Annotated in this window: 19 protein-coding genes; 11 read left to right on the top strand and 8 right to left on the bottom strand. The window is 72.5% G+C overall.

Features of this window, described 5'->3' with window-relative positions; translation table 11 throughout:
• Nucleotide 1 precedes the first annotated feature (1 nt).
• Complete coding sequence (locus ACTMS0_RS17015; protein ID WP_441156171.1) at nt 2-2,161, top strand: arabinofuranosyltransferase; 2,160 nt, start codon at nt 2-4, stop codon at nt 2,159-2,161.
• Nucleotides 2,162-2,418: 257 nt separating this feature from the next.
• Here the strand turns inward: ACTMS0_RS17015 and ACTMS0_RS17010 are convergent, their stop codons facing one another.
• Together ACTMS0_RS17010 and wecB are read right to left on the bottom strand one after the other, a co-directional pair.
• A complete protein-coding gene (locus ACTMS0_RS17010; protein WP_441156170.1) occupies nt 2,419-4,089 on the bottom strand; it encodes a glycosyltransferase in 1,671 nt (556 codons plus the stop codon).
• A 94-nt stretch (nt 4,090-4,183) separates the two neighbouring features.
• Nucleotides 4,184-5,269, bottom strand: coding sequence for a non-hydrolyzing UDP-N-acetylglucosamine 2-epimerase (wecB, locus tag ACTMS0_RS17005; protein ID WP_441156169.1), 1,086 nt, complete (start codon nt 5,267-5,269; stop codon nt 4,184-4,186).
• 341 nt (nt 5,270-5,610) lie between these two features.
• Between wecB and ACTMS0_RS17000 the strand changes: the two genes are divergently transcribed.
• The 3 genes from ACTMS0_RS17000 to ACTMS0_RS16990 are packed head-to-tail and all read left to right on the top strand — an operon-like array spanning nt 5,611 to nt 10,018.
• A complete protein-coding gene (locus ACTMS0_RS17000) occupies nt 5,611-7,176 on the top strand; it encodes a glycosyltransferase family 4 protein (RefSeq protein ID WP_441156168.1) in 1,566 nt (521 codons plus the stop codon).
• Complete coding sequence (locus tag ACTMS0_RS16995; RefSeq protein ID WP_441156167.1) at nt 7,173-8,729, top strand: glycosyltransferase family 2 protein; 1,557 nt, start codon at nt 7,173-7,175, stop codon at nt 8,727-8,729. The genes ACTMS0_RS17000 and ACTMS0_RS16995 overlap by 4 nt, the downstream gene beginning before the upstream one ends.
• A 5-nt stretch (nt 8,730-8,734) precedes the next feature.
• Complete coding sequence (locus ACTMS0_RS16990) at nt 8,735-10,018, top strand: nucleotide sugar dehydrogenase (protein ID WP_441156166.1); 1,284 nt, start codon at nt 8,735-8,737, stop codon at nt 10,016-10,018.
• A gap of 65 nt (nt 10,019-10,083) precedes the next feature.
• Here ACTMS0_RS16990 and ACTMS0_RS16985 read toward each other — a convergent pair whose 3' ends face one another.
• Nucleotides 10,084-10,632 (bottom strand): acyltransferase, encoded by a 549-nt coding sequence (locus ACTMS0_RS16985; RefSeq protein WP_441156165.1) that lies wholly within the window; start codon nt 10,630-10,632, stop codon nt 10,084-10,086.
• Between the two features lie 165 nt (nt 10,633-10,797).
• Nucleotides 10,798-11,136: a DUF952 domain-containing protein gene (locus ACTMS0_RS16980; RefSeq protein WP_441156164.1), complete on the bottom strand. Its 339-nt coding sequence runs from the start codon at nt 11,134-11,136 to the stop codon at nt 10,798-10,800.
• 95 nt (nt 11,137-11,231) lie between these two features.
• Between ACTMS0_RS16980 and ACTMS0_RS16975 the strand changes: the two genes are divergently transcribed.
• The 3 genes from ACTMS0_RS16975 (at nt 11,232) to ACTMS0_RS16965 (ending at nt 14,116) form a co-directional block, all read left to right on the top strand.
• Nucleotides 11,232-11,888 (top strand): response regulator transcription factor, encoded by a 657-nt coding sequence (locus ACTMS0_RS16975; RefSeq protein ID WP_441156163.1) that lies wholly within the window; start codon nt 11,232-11,234, stop codon nt 11,886-11,888.
• Between the two features lie 6 nt (nt 11,889-11,894).
• The gene (locus tag ACTMS0_RS16970) at nt 11,895-13,292 is read left to right on the top strand and encodes an ATP-binding protein (RefSeq protein ID WP_441156162.1); all 1,398 of its coding nucleotides are present in this window, start codon (nt 11,895-11,897) and stop codon (nt 13,290-13,292) included.
• Nucleotides 13,293-13,435: 143 nt separating this feature from the next.
• Nucleotides 13,436-14,116, top strand: coding sequence for a YdcF family protein (locus ACTMS0_RS16965; RefSeq protein ID WP_441156161.1), 681 nt, complete (start codon nt 13,436-13,438; stop codon nt 14,114-14,116).
• Nucleotides 14,117-14,124: 8 nt separating this feature from the next.
• Here the strand turns inward: ACTMS0_RS16965 and ACTMS0_RS16960 are convergent, their stop codons facing one another.
• Genes ACTMS0_RS16960 through ACTMS0_RS16950 form a run of 3 tightly spaced genes read right to left on the bottom strand, consistent with a single transcriptional unit; the run spans nt 14,125 to nt 16,731 of the window.
• Nucleotides 14,125-14,700, bottom strand: a complete 576-nt coding sequence (locus ACTMS0_RS16960; RefSeq protein WP_441156160.1) for a flavoprotein — start codon at nt 14,698-14,700, stop codon at nt 14,125-14,127.
• Nucleotides 14,701-14,741: 41 nt separating this feature from the next.
• Nucleotides 14,742-15,491, bottom strand: coding sequence for a 5-formyltetrahydrofolate cyclo-ligase (locus ACTMS0_RS16955; RefSeq protein WP_441156159.1), 750 nt, complete (start codon nt 15,489-15,491; stop codon nt 14,742-14,744).
• 10 nt (nt 15,492-15,501) lie between these two features.
• Nucleotides 15,502-16,731, bottom strand: coding sequence for a helix-turn-helix transcriptional regulator (locus tag ACTMS0_RS16950; protein ID WP_441156158.1), 1,230 nt, complete (start codon nt 16,729-16,731; stop codon nt 15,502-15,504).
• A gap of 378 nt (nt 16,732-17,109) precedes the next feature.
• Between ACTMS0_RS16950 and amcA the strand changes: the two genes are divergently transcribed.
• Nucleotides 17,110-17,274, top strand: coding sequence for a multiple cyclophane-containing RiPP AmcA (amcA, locus tag ACTMS0_RS16945; RefSeq protein WP_441156157.1), 165 nt, complete (start codon nt 17,110-17,112; stop codon nt 17,272-17,274).
• Nucleotides 17,271-17,618 carry a hypothetical protein gene (locus tag ACTMS0_RS16940; protein ID WP_441156156.1) on the top strand — a complete coding sequence of 116 codons (348 nt, stop codon included), beginning with the start codon at nt 17,271-17,273 and terminating at the stop codon, nt 17,616-17,618. Before amcA ends, ACTMS0_RS16940 begins: the two co-directional genes overlap by 4 nt.
• Nucleotides 17,619-17,736: 118 nt before the next feature.
• Here ACTMS0_RS16940 and ACTMS0_RS16935 read toward each other — a convergent pair whose 3' ends face one another.
• The gene (locus tag ACTMS0_RS16935) at nt 17,737-18,834 is read right to left on the bottom strand and encodes an FUSC family protein (RefSeq protein WP_441156155.1); all 1,098 of its coding nucleotides are present in this window, start codon (nt 18,832-18,834) and stop codon (nt 17,737-17,739) included.
• A 302-nt stretch (nt 18,835-19,136) separates the two neighbouring features.
• On the opposite strand from ACTMS0_RS16935, the gene ACTMS0_RS16930 reads away from it, so the two are divergent.
• Together ACTMS0_RS16930 and ACTMS0_RS16925 are read left to right on the top strand one after the other, a co-directional pair.
• Nucleotides 19,137-20,348 (top strand): NAD(P)/FAD-dependent oxidoreductase, encoded by a 1,212-nt coding sequence (locus ACTMS0_RS16930; RefSeq protein ID WP_441156154.1) that lies wholly within the window; start codon nt 19,137-19,139, stop codon nt 20,346-20,348.
• 29 nt (nt 20,349-20,377) lie between these two features.
• Nucleotides 20,378-21,274, top strand: coding sequence for an RNA polymerase sigma-70 factor (locus ACTMS0_RS16925; protein WP_441156153.1), 897 nt, complete (start codon nt 20,378-20,380; stop codon nt 21,272-21,274).
• Nucleotides 21,275-21,306 lie beyond the last annotated feature (32 nt).

Raw genomic sequence — 21,306 nt, 5'->3', positions numbered from 1 at the left:
CGTGACGAGCAGTGTGGACGAGGGTTCCAGCGCGGCACGTACCGTGACCGGTACGGCGGAGGCGGATCCGGCGCCGGTCGTGGCGCAGGCCGGCTCCCGGGCCGACGCGGACTCGACCACCCGGGGCGCGACCGACCCGCCCTCCGCACCCACGGACCCGCCCTCCGCACCCACGGACCCGCCCACGGCCCTCCGGGCCGAGGACGCGCCGTCCGAGCCGGCGGAGCGGCCGTCGGACGCGACACCCGAGCACCGGGCAGCCGAGGACGGGCCGGCCGAGGGCGACGCCGGGCCGGCGTGGCACCGGCGATTCCGGCCGCGGATCGGCGCGCCGACCATCGCGGTCCTGACCTGGGCGGCGGCGTACCCCGGTGGGGCCGCCCTGGTGAAGATCGTGGACGCCGACCCGTTCACCGCGCGCGGGGCGCTCGTCCCCGCGGGCGCCGCGATCGTCGGCGGGCTGCTCCTGTTCGCGCTGGCCCTGTGGCGCAGCAGCGACCGGATCATCGGCCTGGTCGCCGGCGGCTACGCGGCGTGGGTGGGCCTCACGCTGATCGCCTCGTACAACGGCAGCCCGTTCGGCGACTCCGGCCTGCGGGGCGACTCCGCCCGGCTGGCCGCCATGGCCACCAAGTTCACGGTGCACACCCAGCCCGTCGACGGGATCGTGTCGTCGGTGCCGTCGGAGTACCCGCCGCTGTTCCCGTTCCTGCTCGGCCGGCTCGCCCTCCAGCTCGACCAGCCGGCCTGGTCACTGATCGGCTACGGCGAGGCGACGCTGATCTCCCTGGCCGTCCTCGTCGCGTTCGTGCTCTGGCGGGGGATCGTGCCGGCCTGGGTGGCGCTCGCCCTCGCGGTGCTGCCGCCGTGGGTGTTCAGCCAGCCCCGCAAGTCGTACGAGATCGTCACGCTGGCCGTCTTCGTCCCGTGGGTGCTGCGCACCTTCACCGACCGGTCCCGGCGGGAGGGCGGCCTGCACTGGCTCGCCGCCGGGGTGATCGGCGGGCTGCTGCTGATGACCTACCAGGGCTACGTCATGTTCGCCGCCGTCGGGCTGGTGGTGCTGGTCGTGGGGTCGTTCTGGCGCAGCCGACACCGGTGGCGCTACCTCGGCCACCTCGTCGGCGTCGGGGCGACCGCGTTCGTGGTGGCGGCGTGGTACCTGATCCCGTACCTGCGGGGCACCCTGACCATCGGCGGCAGCCGGGTGAACGACTACTTCATCTCCCCGGCCATCGTCGAGGACCCGCTGGGCGTCTGGTACCTGAAGGCACCGCTGTCCGCGCCGCTGCACGTGCTCCAGATCTGCGGCCTGGTCGGGCTGGCCTGGTACTGGCGCAAGCGATGGTGGGCCCGGCCGCTGCTGCTCGTGCTGCTCGGGGCGTACGCCTACCGCTGGGCGTTCGTGCTGATCTTCATGCACAACGGCCACACGCTGTACCTGCACTACACCACCCGCCTGCTCGGGCTGGTGCTCGCCTCGGGCGGGATCCTCGCGCTGGTCGAGGCGGGCCGGGCGCTCGCGGCGCGGCTGCGGGTCGTCGGCTCGCTGCGCCGGGTGGCGCTGGTCGGCACGGCCGGGCTCCTGGTGCTGGCCGGGCTGTCCGGCGCGGGCACCTGGATGCCCTCGCCGCCGGGGCTGGACTCGGTGAAGCGACCGGAGGGCCCGCAGAACTACAACCTGGCCGTCTACACCCACGCCGAGCCGCTGCCGGACGGCTCCCGGCAGCGGTACCCGGCACCCGACGAGGTCACGGTGACCTGGTTCCCCGCCGAACCCATCCGGCGGGTGGTGCACGAGACGCTGGGCCCGGACGCGCTGCCGGTGACGCTCAGCTACGACGAGCGGATGTACGCGTACCAGCCGTGGCCCGGCTACATGGCCGTGGAGCGGCTGGCCTCGAACACCTGGACGCACTGGGACGACCGACGCGCGGAGGTGGTACGGCTGTCCGGGATCACCGATCCGGCCGAGTTCACGCGGGCCACCAAGGACACCCGGTTCGGGGAGATCGACGTCTTCGTGCTGCGGCGCCGGCCGGCCGGCTGGCACTTCGGGAGCATCGTGTTCAACCCGAAGCAGTTCGATCCGGCCGTGTGGCGCATCGACGACACCGTGCCGAACGGCGTGGTCGTGGCCGTCCGCAAGCCGGGAACCTGAGCGCGCGGCCGGGCGCGCCCGCCGCGCCCGGCCGGCTCCCGCCGGGCGGTGCCCTACCGGTCGACGCGCCCGCCGCGCCCGGCCGGCTCCCGCCGGGCGGTGCCCTACCGGTCGACGCGCCCGCCGCGCCCGGCCGGCTCCCGCCGGGCGGTGCCCTACCGGTCGACGCGCCCGCCGCGCCCGGCCGGCTCCCGCCGGGCGGTGCCCTACCGGTCGACGCGCCCGCCGCGCCCGGCCGGCTCCCGCCGGGCGGTGCCCTACCGGTCGACGCGCCCGCCGAGGAACAGCTCGTCGAAGCCGTGCCGGGTCACCGTCCAGTCCCACGTCGCCAGGGCGTGGTCGGCGGCCGCCGAGCCGACCTTCCGCCACGCCGCCTCGGTGGCGGTCGTGGCGAGGATCCGGGCGGCGGCCTCCTTCGGCGTCCGGACCACCCAGTCCTCCGGGAACAGGCCGCGCGCCCCCCGGTCGAAGAACGGCCAGTCCCGCACGACCGGGACCGCGCCACTGGCCGCGCCCTCCACCAGGGCACAGTGGAAGCTTTCCCGCACCGAGCTGCTGAGGATCACGCCGATCCCGCTCAGCACCGAGGGCACGTCGCCGGTGTGCCCCAGCTCCTCCACCGCACCGGCGGCGCGCAGCTCGGCCAGGGCCGGCGCCAGCTCCCCGTGGTAGCGCGCCGCCGCGGCGCTCACCGACGGGTCGATCGGCGAGCCGACCAGCAGCAGGCGGTAGCGCGGGTCGACGGCGCGCAGCTCGCGCAGCACCTCGACCGCCCAGCCCGGGTCCTTGGCGACCGCGCCGATGCCGACCAGGCCGAGGGTGAACCGCGCCGAGTCGGTCTTGGGTCGCCGGAACGGCCGCAGGTCCATGGCGTTGGTGAGCACGTGGGTACGCGGCGGGTTGGGCCCGGACAGCGCCGGGATCACCGAGCGGGCCAGCTCGCGCAAGTGCTCGGAGACGAAGACCAGGTCGTCGACCCGGGCGAAGTTCACCAGGTGCGGCCACAGGCTGTACAGCTCGAAGCTGTGCAGCCGGACGACGATCCGGGTGGTGCCCGGGTCGATCATCGTGAACAGCACCGCCGTCGACACGCTCCAGTCGACGAAGACCGTGTCCGCCCAGTCCAGGTGCGGGCGCAGCCACCGCTCGACCTCGTCGCCGTACGCGGTGCCGCCGGCCAGCAGCTGCTCGATCATGCGGCCGGTCTGGCTGTTCATCGGCCGGCGGTCGGGGTCGGCGGCGACGTCCAGGAAGCGCACCTCGACATCGGGCATCGCCGCGTACCGGTCACGGATCTCGCGGAGGAAGTTGTCGTTGGCGCAGGTGGCGAAGAGCAGCCGCAGCGGGCGATCGGTGGGCGGTGCCGCGGGCGGCGTCGACCGGCGCGCCGCGGTGAGCGCGGCGGCGGCCCGGCTGCCGTGCAGCGGGGCCAGGAAACCGGCAGCGTCCTCGGCCATCGGCGAGGTCAGCCGGTCGAAGTGCAGCACCCGGTGGAAGCCGAGCGGCATGGTGCGCGCGAGCTGGCGGGCGGCCGGCCCGGAACGGCCCTCGCCGTACCAGGCGTCGGCCACCTCGAAACCGGCCCGCCACGTCTCGGCGAACCGGCGCGGCACCAGCCCGGCGCCCAGCTCGGCCCGGGCCAGCGTGTCGAGCAGCCGGGCCTGCCGCACCCGGGAGGCGACCCGCCGCTGCACGGCCGTGGCCGAGGAGTGGGCGGCCGGCACCCGGCCCGCGTCGACCAGGCCCGCGTGCACGCGTTCCGCGGCCGCGACCCGCGCCTTCTCGGGCAGGCCGGGGCCCGCCAGCAGCCCCCGCCACAGCCGCTCCGCCGCGCGGTGCCGCAACACGCGGGGCGCGGTCATCCCGGTCAGGGTGCGGGTGACGGCGGTCCGGACGAGCCGGCGGGGGGACAGGCGGCGCGTGGTCATGGGAGCCCTCCGATCGTCGACCGCCGCGCGGGCAGGTCGCCGGCTACCGTACGCCGGCCGCTCCGGCACCGGTAGCCGCCGGCGGCCGGCCCGGTCAGCCCGCGCGCTCCGCGAGCACCTCGACGACGCGGTGGGCGGCCCGCCCGTCGCCGTACGGGGTGCCGCGAGGGGCCTCGGGCGCCGGCCGGGTGGCCACGTCCGCCCACCGCGGCCCCAGGTCGGCCGGGGTCGGGACGAGGACGTTCCAGCCGCTCTCCAGGGTCTCCACCCACTCGGTCTCCGGCCGCAGCGTGGTGCACGGGCGGCCGAGCAGGTACGCCTCCTTCTGGAGGCCGCCGGAGTCGGTCACCACGCCGACCGAGCCCAGGACGGCGGAGACCAGACCGGCGTACGGCAGCGGCTGGCCGACGTGCACCGCGCCCTGGGCGAGCTTGACGCCGTACTCCTCGGCGCGGGCGACCAGCCGCGGGTGGGCGAGCAGCGCGACCGGCACGCTCAGCCCGGCCAGCGCCTCCACCAGCGCGGTGAGCCGGCGCGGGTCGTCGGTGTTGTCCGGCCGGTGCAGGGTGGCGACCAGGTACGGCGCGCGCGGGTCGATCCCCTCCGGGAGGGTGGGCGCGAGGTGCTCGCCCCGCTGGATTGCGTCGCGGATGTTCAGGCAGACGTCGACCATGACGTCGCCGACCAGGACCGACCGGCGGGCGAGGCCCTCGGTGGCGAGGTGCCGCATGGCCTCCTCGGTGGGGGCCAGCAGCAGGTCGGCGGCGTGGTCGGTGAGGATGCGGTTGTGCTCCTCCGGCATCCGCCGGTTGAACGACCGGAGCCCGGCCTCCAGGTGCGCCACCTTGATGTGCTGCTTCACGGCCGACAGGGCGCCGGCGAGCGTCGAGTTGGTGTCGCCGTAGACCAGCACCCAGTCCGGGGCGGCCTCGGCGAAGACCGGGTCGAGCGCGGCCAGGATGTTGCCCGTCTGCACGCCGTGGCTGCCCGAGCCGATCCCGAGGTGCACGTCGGGGTCGGGAATGCCGAGCCCGGAGAAGAACACGTCGGAGAGGTTCGCGTCGTAGTGCTGGCCGGTGTGCACGATCACGTGTTCGTGGGCGGTCCCGGCGAACGCCGCGGCGATGGGGGCGAGCTTCACCAGCTGCGGGCGGGCGCCGACGACGCTGACAACCTTCACGAGGGTCTACTCCTGGCGTGCGGTGACATGGACTGTCCGGATAACTGCCGGTTGTAGCATGACTGACCGGTCAGTGACCGACTGCGGGGGGCCGCCCCGGGCACCCGGGGACCCCGGGCCACGATACGTCACGGGGCGGCGGCATCGACGGCTCCGACCCGCCGGGCCGCCCTCTGGCGCTCCTCCGCAGGTCAGGGCGGGCTCCCGCACTGCGGGCTGACGCGGCCCGGCTTGCCGTAGACTCGCCGACGTTCGCGAGCGACGTGCAGGCAGGGACGGAGATCAACGGGATGGGATCGGGCGACGCTTCCGGAGCGCGGAGCAGCCGAGGGCGCGTGGTCATGCTGGTCGACAACGGCGTCAACGGTGACTCCCGGGTCCAGAAGGCCGCCCGGTCGGCCGCCGACGCCGGGTGGGACGTCGTCCTGCTGGGCCGGTCCCCGGGTGGCCTGCCGCAGACCTGGCGGCTGGGCGGTGCCGAGGTGCGCCTGCTGGCCATGCCCGCCCCGCTCGCCCGCCGCCGGCACGAGTTCCGTCGCGCCTGGCTGCGCTGGCCGCTGGCGTACCCGCCGAGCGGGATCGCCGCGCACCGGCAGCAGAGCGTCAAGGCCTGGCGGGCGGACCTGGCGGTACGGGCGGCGAAGCTCGCGCTGGCCGACCCGGCGACGCCCCGGCTCGGCCTGCGCCGGCGGGCCCTGCGGGCCGAGCAGGTCGCCGCGCGGGTGGCCGGCAAGTGGGTGTCGGCGCGCTACTGGATGCTCACCCAGGCCCGCCGCCGGCGGCGCTTCCGCAATCCGTGGGACCGGGCGTACACGATGTTCTGGCAGGCCGTGAAGGGCGACGGCGCCTGGCGGCGGCTGGAGCCGGGCCTGTGGGACTACGAGCTGGCGTACGGACCGGTGGTCGACGAGCTGCGGCCCGATCTGATCCACGCCAACGACTTCCGGATGCTCGGCGTGGCCGCCCGCGCCAAGATCCGCGCTGCCGCGGCCGGACGGGACGTCAAGGTGGTGTGGGACGCCCACGAGTTCCTGCCCGGGCTCAAGCCGTGGCAGGACAACGCCCGCTGGCTGCCCGCCCACAAGGCGCACGAGCGGGAGTACGCGCCGTACGCCGACGCGGTGGTGACGGTCTCCGACGGTCTCGCCGAGCTGCTCCAGCGGGAGCACGGGCTGGCGCAGACGCCGGACGTCGTGCTCAACGCCCCGGCGGCCGGCTCGGAGGACCTCGACCCGGACGCCCCGGCGCCGGACCTGCGCGCCCTCTGCGGTGTCGGCCCGGACGTGCCGCTGCTCGTCTACAGCGGTGCCGCCGCCCGGCAGCGCGGCCTGGACATCATGGTCGACGCGCTCCCGCAGTTGCCCGGGGTCCACGTCGCGCTGGTGGTCAACAAGCCGGAGGGCCCGTACGTGTCGGGGGTGCTGGCCCGCGCCGCGAAGCTCGGCGTCGCCGACCGGGTGCACGCCCTGCCGTACGTGGCGCACTGGCAGGTGGTGCCCTTCCTGGCCGGGGCGGACGCCGGGGTCATCCCGATCCACCACTGGCCCAACCACGAGATCGCGCTGATCACCAAGTTCTTCGAGTACTCGCACGCCCGGCTGCCGATGATCGTCAGCGACGTGAAGACGATGGCGGGCACCGTCCGCTCCACCGGCCAGGGCGAGGTGTTCCGGGCCGAGGACGTGGCCGACTACGTCCGCGCGGTCACCGCGGTGCTGGCCGACCCGGAGCGCTACCGGGCCGCGTACGACCGGCCGGGTCTGCTCCAGAGCTGGACGTGGGAGGCGCAGGCCGAGGTGCTGGACTCGGTCTACCGCCGGCTGCTGCCGGGTCGCCCGCCCGCGCCGGGCCGTGCCGGCGAGCCCGCCCCGGGCGACCCGCGGCCCGCGCTCGGGGTCGGCACGTGACCGCGCCCGACGTCACGGTCGTCACCGCGGTCTACAACACGATGCCGTACCTCACCCGGTGCCTGACCTCCCTGGTGGAGCAGACGATCGGGCGGGACCGGCTGGAGGTCATCGCGGTCGACGACGGCTCCACCGACGGCAGCGGCCGGGAGCTGGACCGGTTCGCCCGGCTCTACCCGGGCACCGTGAAGGTGGTGCACCAGCCCAACTCCGGTGGCCCGGCCGGGCCGAGCAACCGCGCGCTGGAGCTGGCCACCGGCCGGTACGTCTTCTTCATCGGCTCCGACGACTACCTCGGCCCGGAGGCGCTGGAGCGGCTCGTCGCCGCCGCCGACCGGTGGGACTCCGACGTGGTGCTGGGGCGCCTGGTCGGCGTGAACAGCCGCTACATCCACCAGGCGATCTACGCCGAGACCGCCGCCGACGTCAACCTGTTCGACTCGCCCCTGCCCTGGTCCCTGTCGAACACCAAGCTGTTCCGCCGGGAGCTGATCGAGCGGTACGGGCTGCGCTACCCGGAGGACATGCCGGTCGGCAGCGACCAGCCGTTCACCATCGAGGCCTGCGTCCGGGCCCGCCGGATCTCGGTCCTGGCCGACTACGACTACTACTTCGCGGTCCGCCGGCTCAACGCGCGCAACATTACCTACAAGAGCCGCCACCTGGAGCGGCTGCGCTGCGCCGAGGACCTGGTCACGTTCGTGGCCAAGCTGATCGAGGCCGGCCCGGCGCGGGACGCGGTGCTGCTGCGCCACTTCACCTGGGAGATCGCCAAGCTGCTGGAGAACGACTTCCTGCGGCTGGAGCGCGACGTCCAGGACCGGGTGGTCGCGGGCGTCCGGGCCCTCGCCGAGGGGTACCTGACCGACCGCATCCGGGACCGCCTGCCGATCGAGGCGCGGGTCCGCCTGGCCGCCGCCCGGTACGGCGACACCGACCACCTGCTCGCGGTGATCCGGCAGGACGCCGAGCTGGGCATCCCGCCCGCGGTGGTCGACGGCGACCGCTGGTACGCGGGCTACCCGGGCTTCCGGGACCCGCAGCTGCGGATCCCCGACGCCTGGTACGAGATCACCGACGCCGCCGCCGACTGGATCGCCCGGCTGGACACCGTCTCGGCGGCCTTCGAGGGCACCCGGGCGCTGCTGGTCACGGCGCGCAGCCCGCGCCCCGACCTGCCGGAGCTGGCGTCGGCCGTCCGGCTCGGCGCCGGCGACGTGACCGGCGCGACCGTCTCGGTCGTCCCCGACGCCACGGGCACGACCGTCCGGGCGCGTATTCCGTTGGACCGGTTGCTGGACGGTGCCGGCCCCGGCGGTGAGCTGCGCACCGTCCAGGCACACGTGGACGCGTTCGGCACCACCGGCGTCGCCGCGCTGCGCGGGGCCCGGCGCCCGGTGCCGCAGCGGGCGGTGCTGCGTCGCGGTGCCCGGCTGCACGTCCTGACCACCACCACCAACCACAAGGGCCAGCTCGTCATCGCCGTAGCACCCGTCACGCCGCGCCGGTTGATGGCCCGCCTGCGGCGCAGGCTTCCACTAGGAGGAAAGTAGTAGTCATGAACATCTGCGTCGTCGCCCTCGGGAAGATCGGGCTGCCGCTGGCCGTGCAGTTCGCGTCGAAGGGGCACCGCGTCATCGGTGCCGACGTGTCCGAGCGGGTCGTGAGCCTCGTCAACGACGGTGCGGTGCCGTTCCCCGGCGAGGCGGACCTGGACGTCAAGCTCAAGGAGGTGGTCGCCGCCGGTCTGCTGTCGGCCACCACCGACACCGCCGCGGCGGTCGCCGAGTCCGAGGCCGTCGTGGTGGTCGTGCCGCTGTTCGTCGACGCGGAGGGCGTACCGGACTTCGGCTGGATGGACGACGCGACCCGGTCCATCGCGCGCGGCCTCAAGCCGGGCACCCTGGTCAGCTACGAGACCACCCTGCCGGTCGGCACCACCCGCAACCGGTGGGCGCCGATGCTGGAGGAGGGCTCCGGCCTGACCGCCGGCAAGGACTTCCACCTGGTCTTCAGCCCGGAGCGGGTGCTCACCGGCCGGGTCTTCGCCGACCTGCGCCGCTACCCGAAGCTGGTCGGCGGCGTCGACGAGGCCTCGGCCGCGCACGGCGTCGAGTTCTACCAGGCCGTGCTCGACTTCGACGAGCGCCCCGACCTGGCCAAGCCGAACGGCGTCTGGGACCTGGGCTCCGCCGAGGCCTCCGAGCTGGCCAAGCTCGCCGAGACCACGTACCGGGACGTCAACATCGGCCTGGCGAACCAGTTCGCCCGGTTCGCCGACAGCGTCGGTGTCGACGTCCTCAAGGTCATCGACGCCTGCAACACCCAGCCGTACAGCCACATCCACCAGCCGGGCATCGCCGTCGGCGGGCACTGCATCCCGATCTACCCGCGGATGTACCTGTGGAACGACCCGGCCGCCACGGTGGTCCGCTCCGCCCGCGAGGCGAACGCGGCGATGCCGCAGTACGCCGTGGACCTGCTGGCCGCCGCGTACGGCGACCTGACCGGCGTCGAGGTGCTGGTGCTCGGCGCCAGCTACCGGGGCGGCGTCAAGGAAACCGCGTTCTCCGGTGTCTTCCCGACCGTCGAGGCGCTGCGCGCCCGGGGCGCCAAGCCGTACGTGTCGGACCCGATGTACACCTCGGAGGAGCTGGCCGCACACGGCCTGCCGCCGTACGAGGGCCAGCCGGTCACCGCCGCGGTGATCCAGGCCGACCACGCCGAGTACCGCAACCTGGCCGCGAGCGACCTGCCGTCGGTCCGCGTACTGGTCGACGGCCGGCGCGTCACCGACCCGGCCCGCTGGGCGGACGTGCGCCGCGTGGTCATCGGCGGCTGACCCGTCCCTGCCGCACGGAAACGGGCCCCGACCGCACGGTCGGGGCCCGTTCGCGTACGCGTCGCTCAGCCCTCGGCGAGACCGGCCGGCGGGTTGTCCACGTCGCGGGAGACCACCTCGCCCTTGGCGTTGACCCAGCCCTTCGGGCGGGCCGGGTTCCCGGCCACCAGCTGGTACGGCTTGACGTCCTTGGTCACCACGGACCCGGCGGCGATCATGGCGTACTCGCCGACCTCGATGCCGCAGATCAGGGTGGCGTTGGCGCCGATGGAGGCGCCCCGGCGGACCAGCGTCGGGGTGATCGTCCAGTCCGGGTTCTGGGCGCGGGGCCGGAAGTCGTTGGTGAAGACCGCGCAGGGGCCGACGAAGACCTCGTCCTCGAGGGTCACGCCCTGGTACACCGAGACGTTGTTCTGGATCTTCACGAGGTCGCCGACCGTCACCCCGGCGTCGACGTACACGTTGCGGCCGATGACGCAGCCCGCGCCCACCCGGGCGGTGGACCGGATGTGGGCCAGGTGCCAGACCTTCGTGCCGTCACCGACCTGGGCGCCGGACTCGACGTCGGCGCTGGGGTGGACGAAGACCGGCGGCCGGTCGTTGGTGTCAGTCATGTCAACTCGCATCGCTCTCGGGGCGCCGCATCGCGCCACGTCGGGGATCGCCCGGCGCCGCCAGCCACGGCCTTCCGGGACGTCGTCGCCCGCTCCGCCCGGAACGTCACGATCCCGGCGGACGGACTCGGCGTAGCATAGTCGCCCGCGCAGCGACCCGGCCGCTCAGCCGACCAGCGCCGCCACCGCGTCGGCGACCGGGACGTCCGCCGGCAGCGCCGCCGCGGCGACCACCGCGGTGACCGGCAGCGGCCCGTACAGGTGCGGGAAGAGCTGGCCGCCACGGGACGGTTCCCAGCGCAGCCGTCCGACCAGCCGGTCCGGGTCGACGGTCAGCAGGGTGAGGCCGGTGGCGCCGGTGAAGTGCCGCCGGGCGGTCTCGACCACCTGGTCCGGCCCGGACAGGTGGACGAACCCGTCCTGGTGGTCCAGGGCGGTGCCGGTGAAGTGTCCGGCGGCGAGCGCGTCGTCCCATTCCGTGGTGGCCAGCAGCTTGTAGATCACACCGGCAGCCTAAGGCTGTCCGCGGACGGCCCTCCCGCTCGACGCCGCCGTCTGTCACCATTCGTGGTCGGCGACGGAGACGATTGGGGGCCCGGGTGCGCATCCTGCTGGTCGAGGACGACCGCCGGGTGGCTGCCGCGCTCTCCGCCGCGCTCACCCGGCGGGGGTACGAGGTGGAGCACGCCGCGACGGTCGCCGCCGCGCTCTCCGCCGCCCCCTGCGACCTGGTGCTGCTCGACCTCACCCTGCCCGACGGGGACGGCACCGACCTGTGCCGGGAGCTGCGCCGGCGCAGCAGCCAGCTCGGGATCATCGCGGTGACCGCCCGGGGCGAGGAGCGGGACCGGGTGCTCGGGCTGCGCCTCGGCGCCGACGACTACGTGGTCAAGCCGTTCTCGATGGTGGAGCTTCAGGCCCGGATCGAGGCGGTGCTGCGCCGCGCCGCGCACGCGGCCCCGGAGCGGAACCTGATCGAGGTGGGGCCGGTCCGCATCGACGTGGCGGCCCGGACGGTCCGCGTCGACGGCCGGGAGGTGGCGCTGACCCGCAAGGAGTTCGACGTGCTGCTCTCCCTGGCCCGGCAGCCCGGGGCGGCGGTGCCCCGCGACCGGATCCTGCTGGACGCCTGGGGCACCACGTGGGCCGACCGGCACACCGTCGAGGTGCACGTGGGTTCGCTGCGCGGCAAGCTGGGCGATCCGCGCCTGGTGGAGACCGTACGCGGGGTCGGCTACCGGCTGCGCGGCGAGTGAGGCGCGGTGCGACGCCGTCTGGTGATCAGCTACCTGCTGCTGATGGTGCTGGTCCTGATCGCCCTGGAGACGCCGCTGGCGGCGACCCTGGCGAGCCGGGAGACCGAGCGGGTCCGCGCGGACCGGCTCGCCGACGCCACCCGTTTCGCCTCGCTGGCCGGGCCGGCGCTGCGCGGCGGTATCCCCGGTCCGCTCGACAACGAGCTGGACAGCTACGACGAGCTGTACGGCATCGGCGCGGCCGTCGTGGACCGCGACCGCCGTACGATCGTGGCGTCGGCGAGCTGGCGCCCGGCGCCGGGCACCCGGGCGGCCCTCGACGTGGCGCTCTCCGGCCAGCAGGCCAGCGGGCCGGAGTCGGTGTGGCCGTGGACGGACGGCCCGATCGTCGTCGCGGTGCCGATCAACGACGGCGGTGAGGTGCTCGGCGCGGTGGTCACCACCACCTCCGCCGTTTCGGTCCGCCGGACGGTCACCACCTGGTGGCTGCTGCTCGCCGGCACCGGCCTGCTCGCGGTGCTGGCCTGCGTGCTCACCGCGTTCGGGCTGGCCGGGTGGGTCCTGCGCCCGGTCACCGAGCTGGATGCGGTCACCCACGAGATCGCCGAGGGGGACCGGAGCGCCCGGGTGCAGCACCGGCTCGGCCCGCAGGAGCTGCGCCGGCTGGCGGCGAGCTTCAACCACATGGCCGACGCGGTGTCGGACGTGATGGACCGGCAACGGGCGTTCGTCGCCCACGCGAGCCACCAGCTCCGAAACCCGCTGACCGCGCTGCGGCTGCGGGTGGAGGAGCTGGGGCCCGCCCTCACCGATCCGCAGGGGCGCGAGGAGCACCAGCTCGCGCTGGAGGAGACCGACCGGCTGGCCCTCGTCCTGGACGCGCTGCTCACCCTGGCCCGTGCCGAGCGCACCGAGAACCTGCGGGTCACCGTCGATGCGGCGGCGATTGCCGCCAGCCGGGTCGCGGCGTGGACGCCGCTCGCCCGCCGCCGGTCGGTCACGCTGCGCCTCGCGGCGGGTGACGCCCCGGCGTACGCCCGGACCGTGCCGACCGCCGTCGACCAGGCGCTCGACGCGCTCATCGACAACGCGGTGAAGTTCAGCGGCGCCGGGGGCGAGGTCACGGTGGAGGTCCGGCACCGCGACGGTGGGACGAGCCTGGAGGTACGCGACACCGGCCCGGGCATGACGGCGAGCCAGCTCGACCAGGCGACCGAGCGGTTCTGGCGGGCGCCGGAGGTGCAGAACGTCGACGGGGCCGGCCTCGGCCTGACCATCGTCGCGGTCCTCGTGGACGCCTCCGACGGACGGCTCACCATGCGCGCGAACCAGCCGCGCGGCCTGACCGCCGCCCTCTGGTTCCCCGCACCAGCCGACGCGCCCCCGCTCATCGACAGACGCTAGCCAGGACTTCCGACGGTCTCACGGATTCCGTCATGAGGGCCTCTCGAGCGCTGGTGGTACCGGCCGAGGCGGTGTGTGGAGTCAGGCTTCCCTACCCCTACGCTGACGGGCATGAGGGAATCCGGTGACGCCGTGCCTGGTCGGTGCTGGTGAACCGGCATACAGCGGCACCCGCCCCGTCGATCCCCGATGAGATCCGGGCGGACGTGGAGACGCTGTGGCGCTATCACGACATGCACCACGAACTGCGCCCATGCGACGTGGGGATCGGCCTGGGCAGCCATGACCTCGGCGTCGCCGTGATCGCGACGCGCCTGTTCCACGACGGGCTGTATCCGTGGATCGTGTTCACCGGTGCGAACGCGCCGACAACCGTCGAGCGGTTCCCGCGTGGTGAAGCGGTGCACTACCGCGAGTACGCGATTGAGCAGGGCGTGCCGGCGGAGTCGATTCTCGTGGAGCCGCGTGCGACGAACACCGCCCAGAATCTGGAGTACTCCCGCCGGCTCCTGGCTGAGCGGCGGATCCCGGTGCGGTCAGTGCTGATCATGTCGCGGCCGTACCAGCAACGCCGGGCCTACGCCACCTGCAAGCAGGTGTGGCCGGAGGTCGACGTGGTGTGCGCGTCGAATCCGCTGGACCTTGACGACTACGTGCGTAGCATCGGCGACCCGCGGCGGGTGGTGGACATGCTGGTCGGCGACACGCAACGGATCGAGGTGTACGCGGAGCGCGGATTCGCCATCCCCCAGGAGATGCCGGGCGAGGTACGGGCCGCCTTCGGGCGCCTGGTGGCGGCGGGTTACAGCGCCCGGCTCGTCTGAGCTGGTTGTCAGCTGCGATCGGTGCTACCGGTCTCGACCCCGGGGGCGAGCCGGGTCACCGCGTCAAATGCTGTCGCCCACGGGAAGTCTCTCTGGCGACTGTCGCCGGTGCCAGGTGGGTGAGGCTCCCATCCCTCGTCGGCGCCGAGAAGGACCCGCACGCGCTCGTTGCGAAGGTCCGCCACGGCACGCTGGAAGGGTGCGCGGGCCGCCAGGGCGGCGTTGACGAACGGAACGACCACGGTTGGCACCTGGCGGCCGATCAGCTCGGCGACGGTCGTCAGGGCATAGTTGTCGGCGATGCCGAGGGCGATCTTGTTGATGGAGTTGTAGGTCGCGGGGGCGATGATGAGCGCGTCAGCGGCGGGCAGCGAGCGACGGGTGCCGGGGGATGACCGGTAGGTGGACCGGACCGGTTGCTCGGTCAATCGCTCTATCGCTTGGGCGTCGATGAAGTCCAGTGCACTCGGAGTGGCGGTGACGGTCGTCGTCCACGATCCCTGCGTGGCCGCGGTGATCAGCTGTGCCACGTCTGCGGCGGGTCCGGCGCCGCAGACAACGATCTGCAGATGGCCCCTGGTCATATCATCCGGATCCCGGTGTGCCGTGCTGGGTGTAGTCAAGACTAGAGAGACGCTGTTCTGTCCCGGTCGTGCTGCCACCTTGAGCCGCGCAGAACGGGGATGCTGTCGAGCTGATCCGGGCGGAGGCTTGCCCCGATGATGCCGGGCGGTCGTTCCCGGTTGGGTGCGCAGGCGGCTACCTCGGTGGGCGTGATCGCGAGGTCGACGCTGAAGTCGTGGCCCGCGTGGGGTAGTTCCTCGTCGAGGAGTTGGGTCTGGTGGATCGTGGTGGCGATGACGGTTTCCGTGGTGACGAGTCCGGCCTCGGTGAGGAGTGCGATCTCCAAGTCGGAGTAGCCGGCTCCCTTGCCGACCCGTACGCCGTTTCGCCGGCTGACAGCGACGCTGCCACAGACGATCAGGTCTACCGGGAGCATGTCTTCGAGACCGACTGTGCGAGCGATCTCAGGCGCGCCGGTGCTGGTGGCGGCAGCCTCGTACGGGACCGTCAGAACGGCGGGGTCGAGCAGGTAGAAGGGCTTCGGTGTGGCGAGTCGTGGGACCGCCATGTAGAGCAGCTTGCCCTCTTCGAGGGCGCGTACTCGGACGGGCAGTTGGGCCCGGTCAGGGTTGCACTTGACGACCCGTGCCCGCTTCCAGACGTCCAACTCGGCGAGCCGGGCTGCGGCGTCGTCCTTGCCGGCGAAGTCGGGGATGTGACCGTGCACGCCGGGTGGTGCGGCGCCTTCGCGTTCGAGGAGGTCCCAGACCCGTCGCCGAACTGACTGCTTGGCGTGGTCGATGCTGGTCAAACTGCTGCTCCTACGGGGTCATGAGGGTGAGGAGTCGGTCGTTGACGTCCTGGACCGAAGGCTGGTCGCGCCAGGGGCACAACTGGCGGGCCGCGGCGAAGGCGAGGTTGAGGCCGCCCCCGGCGCGGGTTCGTTCGATGACATCGATGGTCTGGTGCAGGTAGGACGTGGCGGCATCGACGTCACGATGAAGGATGCTGGCGAGGGCGAGATTGCCGAGGACGACGGCGGTCGACTTGCGGCGTGCGGCGATGAGTTGTCGGGCCTTCTCCAACGCTGTGATGGCGTCGGCCGGCTTGCTCAGAGACAGCCAGCACGAGCCCGCGAGTCGGGCGTGATGGCTGTGACAGAAAAGAGCAGCGGCCGGATCTCGAGGATCTGCTGAGGCGAAGTGATCTTCGGCGGCGCCGAGGGCGTCGGAGCAGTCTTGGGCCTGGCCGAGCATCGCGTGCGCCTCGGCACGGTGCAGCTGGGCGAGGCCAGCGATCACGTGGCTGTCGTGGTGACTGACGGCGGCGGCGCGCGCGGTCAGCGCGATGCCCGCGGTCGGCCGCTTGGTCCCGTAGAGGGCGAGGTAGCTCTTGCGGAGCAGTGCGTTGGCCTCGGCGACGGCGTCGCGGGTTTCCTTCGCGGCGCTGATTGCCTGGTCGAAGTATGCGGCGCTGGCGGCGTGGTCGTGGCGCTGGGAGGCGTCCCACACGAGCTGACCCATCAGCGTGGCGGACTCGGCGACGGCTGCGGCCAGTTCGCGCTGTACTGAGCCGCTCCTGGCGTGCTGACGGAGGAAGGTCGCCTGACCGTGCAGCTGCCCCGCCTCGGCGAGCAGGAGCGTCGAAGGCGCCCGGTCGTAGCGCTCATCAAGGTGCTGCACACGCTCTCGTAGGTACGCGACGGTGACCAGGTCGACGCGGCTCGGGTGCCGCAGCACGTAGTCGAGACGCTCGTTGATCGGCGCCGGCGGCTGACCGACATCGGTCAAGAGGTCGGCCAGCTCCTCGACCGACAGTTTGAGGGCCGCAGCCAAGTGTGGTCGATGCCAGGGCTGTGGATCGGTTTCTGCCCGTTCCCAGCGGACGACGGTGGAGCGGTCGACGCCAAGGACTTCGGCTAGGCGCTCCTGGCTCAGGCCGATCGCCTTGCGGCGCTGCGCCAGCCGATACCGGCGCATCGCCTTGCGGCGCTGCGCCAGCCGATACCGGCGCTTGCCTGGCCTACGCCGTTCTCCACCGCTGGCCGTCACGGATCCATTCATTCAGCTCACGCCGCGTAGCGCAATGAGGCTGCGTCAGTTCTGCGTCATTGCCGCGCTGGGAACCGCCTGCCTTCGGCGGTTGGGTGGAGGGGCGGGCGACAAAGTTCGACCTACCGAGCGGGGGTGCGAGGTGAGCTCTGATAAGGGAGATCGAACTGAGGCAGTCGCCGAGCAGGCCGACCTTGAGCGTCGGCTGCTACCGCGGCACGTACTTCCGCTCACGTGTGGGTGACGCCCCGTCTGCGTACCGCCATGGGGCTGCGTGGGTGGGTGAGCGGCGGTCTGCTCCCAGCCGCCGTGGTGCGGCGGTGGGCTCGCCTTCCCCCGGCGAGTCCACCGCTCACCGTCTCGAACGGGGGTGCCGGCATGACGGTGTACGTCTCGCGTAACGCGATGGCCGACCAGTACCGGCGCCCCGAGCCCGGGTGCACGTCTTCGCAGTGGCTGGTGCGGCCTGCTGATCCGCCGTTGCTCACCCATGCGTGGCGTCGGCTGTTCGAACAGCAGGCCAAAGAGGGCGTACGCCGGTGACGGGGCAGCAGCGTCGCCTGTCGGCGCATCGGATCGTGCCGACCGCGGTGGAGCACCTGCCGATGCGGCCGCTGTGGCTGTGCCGCCGGTGCGGGCAGCCATGGCCCTGCGGGGCGGCGAAGCTAGCTCTCGTGGCTGAGTACCGGGACAGCCGGGTGAGCCTGTTCCTTTACCTGGCCGGCTGCCTGCACGACGCCATCGACGATCTGCACCGGCTCAATCCGAGCGTGACGGGCAGCGCCGCTGACATGTTCGACCGGTTCCTCGGCTGGCCCGCCCGCCACACCCACGCTACCGGGGACACCACAACCGCGGCTGTCAGGATCGAGGAGGCTTCGTCGTGAACGGCATCGGCCTCATCAACGCGACCGTGCCCACCCCACGGCCGCAGCCGTTTGAGATTTCGCTGGTCGAGCGCGGATAGACGCGGCGCGGCCACCGGGCGGAGCGGGTGGGCGCTACTCATCCGGGCGTACCACCCGCTCGAACAGAGTCCTCGCCGTGCTGCGCCGCATCCCGTACCTCTTGATTCGCCGATGTAGGGTCGCAGCCGGCAGCTCGAAGTAGGTCGCTGGTGGCGGTGCGCAGTTGGGTCACCACCGCGTCCCCGAACTCGTCGACTCCCAGGGCTCGGGCTCGCCCAGCCTTGTAAACGGCGTTGCGTACCGTGTGTCGGGTTCTCTCGGTCGGGCGCCCGGCGCGATGCTCACGGCGCAGCAACTCGACTGCATCGGCAAGTTGTCCGACGCTGGCGGGCAGGTCGGCGGGAATCGGCTCGTCGTACTGCAATGCCATCGCTGACCGGCGGGCCACTCCGCGGCTGTGTTCGATGACTCGTTCCACGTGCTCGGTCGCGCGTGCGAAGCGTTCCACATCCTGCCGGCGCAGCCAACGGGCAGGCGCCAGGCTGACCACCTCTTCGGCGCCGCTGAGCGCCTGGTGCATCCGATCGAGGTCGGGTCCCATGCCGCGTAGTGCGTCCAACGCTCGAACCGCACGCTGCTGATCGCCTGTTGCCAGCGCTGCGGAAGCCTCCCTCAGCTGACCGGCGAGGCATTGAAAGATCGGGGCTGCGTCGCGGTCGAGGATCCGCATCGGGTTCAGCGGCAGCAGCAACGCGACTACCACGAGGCCCACGACACCGCCGACCATCGCGTCGACAATCCGAGGCCATTCGAGGTCTTTCTGCGCCGGAGCCAGGGTCGCGAGCAGGACGGCCGTACCGCCGGCCTGTCCAACGGCGGCCCCGCTGCGCCCGAACAGCACGAGCGTGGCGAAGATGGCGCATCCGACGATGAATCCGGTCTGCCAGAATCCGGTGCCCAGAAAGGTCAGCAGGAAGTCGGTGGTGGCGATGCCCAGTCCGACTCCCAGCAGCAGTTCGACCGTGCGGTGGGCGCGCTGGCCGAGCGCGGCGACGATCGTGCCCACCGCGGCGGAAGGGGCGAAGATCGGCGCAGGGTTGCCCAGCACGTCGTGTCCGATCCACCAGGCCAGAGCTGCGGCGAGTCCCGCCTGCACCGAGATCACCAGGGCGGCTTCCAGCTGAGTCAGCCGCAATCGTCCCGCCCGGCCACCTCGACCCCGAGCCCGATCAGCAGTTGCCTTCACACGTTCGACAACACGGTCACGCCGTGACCGGCTGACGCCGGGTCGGCGGCGACCATCAGGACTCACCGAGCACTCGTACCATGCCGCAGCCCAGCAGGTCCGGCCAATCCCCAAGCCGATCTGGTACCTCTCCGGCCGTTAGGGCTCCGCCGTGCCGAGCCTACGTCTGGGGAGTGATCTGCCTCACGCGCTGTCACAACGATCGGTCACGCGGTGCCTTGAGGCCGAACCCCCAACACGGAGGAGACACCATGACTGGGAACACTGATGTGGTCGTGATCGGCGGCGGATACGCCGGCGTGATGGCGGCCAATCGCCTGACGCAGCGCGACGACGTGACAGTGACCCTGATCAACCCGCGCCCGAGCTTCGTCGAGCGGGTCCGGCTGCACCAGCTGGTGGGCGGGTCCGACGACGCGGTCGTCGACTACCGAAAGATCCTGGCCGAGGGCGTCCGGCTGGTGGTCGACACCGTGACCCGGATCGACGCGGCGGAGCGCAGCGTGACGTTGGCGACCGGCGGCACGGTCGGCTACGACTACCTGATCTACGCGGTGGGCAGTGGCGGCGCCGACCCGCGGGTGCCCGGAGCGGCCGAGTTCGCCTACCCGATCGCCAGCCTGGAGGAGGCGCAGCGGCTGCGGTCCGTCGTCGGCGATGCACCCGCAACGGCCTCGGTGACGGTTGTCGGAGCCGGTCCGACCGGCATCGAGACGGCCGCCGAGCTGGCGGAGCTGGGACGCACCGTGACCCTGGTCTGCGGCGGGGTGCTCGGTCCGTACCTGCACCCACGGGGTCGACGCTCGGTGGCCAAGGGGTTGTCCAAGCTCGGTGTGACCGTGCTCGACGGCCCCGGCGCGACGGTGACCACTGTGACACGCGATGCCGTGCAGCTCATTGACGGCCGCGAGGTGCCGAGCACGGTGACGATCTGGACCGCCGGATTCGGCGTTCCGGACCTGGCTGGCCGCAGCGGGCTGAGCACCGACGCCTTGGGGCGCCTGCTCACTGACGAGACGCTGACCAGCGTGGACGACGCGCGCATCGTCGCGACCGGGGATGCGGCGGCCCCTTCGGACCTGCCGTTGCGGATGAGCTGCCAGGCCGCGCTTCCTCTGGGCTCGCACGCCGCAGACACGGTGCTCAACCGGATAGCGGGTGAACAACCCGCGGATTTCAGCAAGGGGATCGCCGCCATGTGCGTCAGCCTGGGTCGCCGGGTCGGCGTCTTTCAGCTCGCCCACCGGAACGACACCGCGATGAGGCTTCACCTGAGCGGCCGACTTGGCGCGAAGCTCAAGGAAGCCGCTTGCAAGAGCTCCATCAAGCAGTTGGCGGACGAGGCGCGCAAACCCGGTTCGCACACCTGGCCGGTCAAGGACGGCAAGCGCCAGGAATTGCTGCGGGCCAAGCGAGGCGAGGCGCCGGCCCCCGATGCCTGCTTGAATGCCTTCGGCAACTAGGGCCGGCCGCGAAGGAGAAGGGTCGAGACATGAACGACCACGCCACCAACGCGGCGACCGAGGCTTTCCTCGCGCACCGCAACCTGCTCTTCACCGTCGCGTACGAGATGCTCGGATCGGCGGCCGACGCCGAAGACGTCCTCCAGGAAACCTGGCTGCGGTGGGTCGAGGTCGACTTGGGGCAGGTGCGCGACCAGCGCGCCTACCTGGTCCGGATCACGACCCGGCAGTCGCTCAACCGGCTACGCACGATGAAACGCCGCAAGGAGGCGTACGTCGGCCCGTGGCTGCCCGAGCCGCTGCTCACCGCGCCGGACGTGGCCGAGGACGTCGAGCTGGCCGAGAGTGTGTCGATGGCGCTGATGCTCGTCCTCGAGACGCTCTCGCCGACCGAGCGCGCCGTATTCGTGCTGCGCGAGGCCTTCGATGTCAGCTACGACGAGATCGCGGCCGCCGTCGACAAGAGCCCCGCGGCCGTCCGCCAGATCGCGCACCGCGCCCGCCAGCACGTCGAAGCCCGCCGCCCTCGCGGGGTGGTCTCACCGGCCGAGACCCGGGCAGCTCTGGAGTCGTTCCAGCGCGCGCTTGAAACCGGGGACCTGCAGGGACTCCTCGACGTGCTCGCCCCTGAGGTGGTCCTGGTGAGCGACGGCGGCGGCGTCAAGCAGGCCGCGCTGCGGCCGATCACGGGCGCTGAGAAGGTGGTCCGCATGTTCGTCGGTAATCTAGGCAAGGTCCAAGGCACGCTCACCGCTGAACCGACCGTGGTCAACGGCAACCCGGCACTCCTCGTACGCCTGAACGGCGAGATCGACGGCGTCATGGCGAGCCGTGTCGAGGGCGCCCGCATCACCGGCCTCTACTACGTCCGCAACCCGGAAAAGCTGACCCGCGTCGAATCCGAGACCCGGCTCACCCTGCGATGAATACCCGGCCGGAACAGCCCCTGGGAATCCTG

The sequence above is a fragment of the Micromonospora sp. H33 genome, from assembly GCF_052068455.1.
Taxonomy (GTDB): Bacteria; Actinomycetota; Actinomycetes; order Mycobacteriales; family Micromonosporaceae; genus Micromonospora.
Note: the sequence above shows the minus strand (reverse complement) of the source record. Positions and strands in the feature narration are given on the sequence as shown.

Coding starts and splice junctions, on each gene's coding strand:
- ACTMS0_RS17010 (WP_441156170.1), bottom strand. CDS start 4,089: ATGACCACGCGCCGCCTGTCCCCCCGCCGGCTCGTCCGGACCGCCGTC.
- ACTMS0_RS17000 (WP_441156168.1), top strand. CDS start 5,611: ATGCTGGTCGACAACGGCGTCAACGGTGACTCCCGGGTCCAGAAGGCC.
- ACTMS0_RS16990 (WP_441156166.1), top strand. CDS start 8,735: ATGAACATCTGCGTCGTCGCCCTCGGGAAGATCGGGCTGCCGCTGGCC.
- ACTMS0_RS16985 (WP_441156165.1), bottom strand. CDS start 10,632: ATGACTGACACCAACGACCGGCCGCCGGTCTTCGTCCACCCCAGCGCC.
- ACTMS0_RS16960 (WP_441156160.1), bottom strand. CDS start 14,700: ATGACCAGGGGCCATCTGCAGATCGTTGTCTGCGGCGCCGGACCCGCC.
- amcA (WP_441156157.1), top strand. CDS start 17,110: ATGACGGTGTACGTCTCGCGTAACGCGATGGCCGACCAGTACCGGCGC.
- ACTMS0_RS16930 (WP_441156154.1), top strand. CDS start 19,137: ATGACTGGGAACACTGATGTGGTCGTGATCGGCGGCGGATACGCCGGC.
- ACTMS0_RS16925 (WP_441156153.1), top strand. CDS start 20,378: ATGAACGACCACGCCACCAACGCGGCGACCGAGGCTTTCCTCGCGCAC.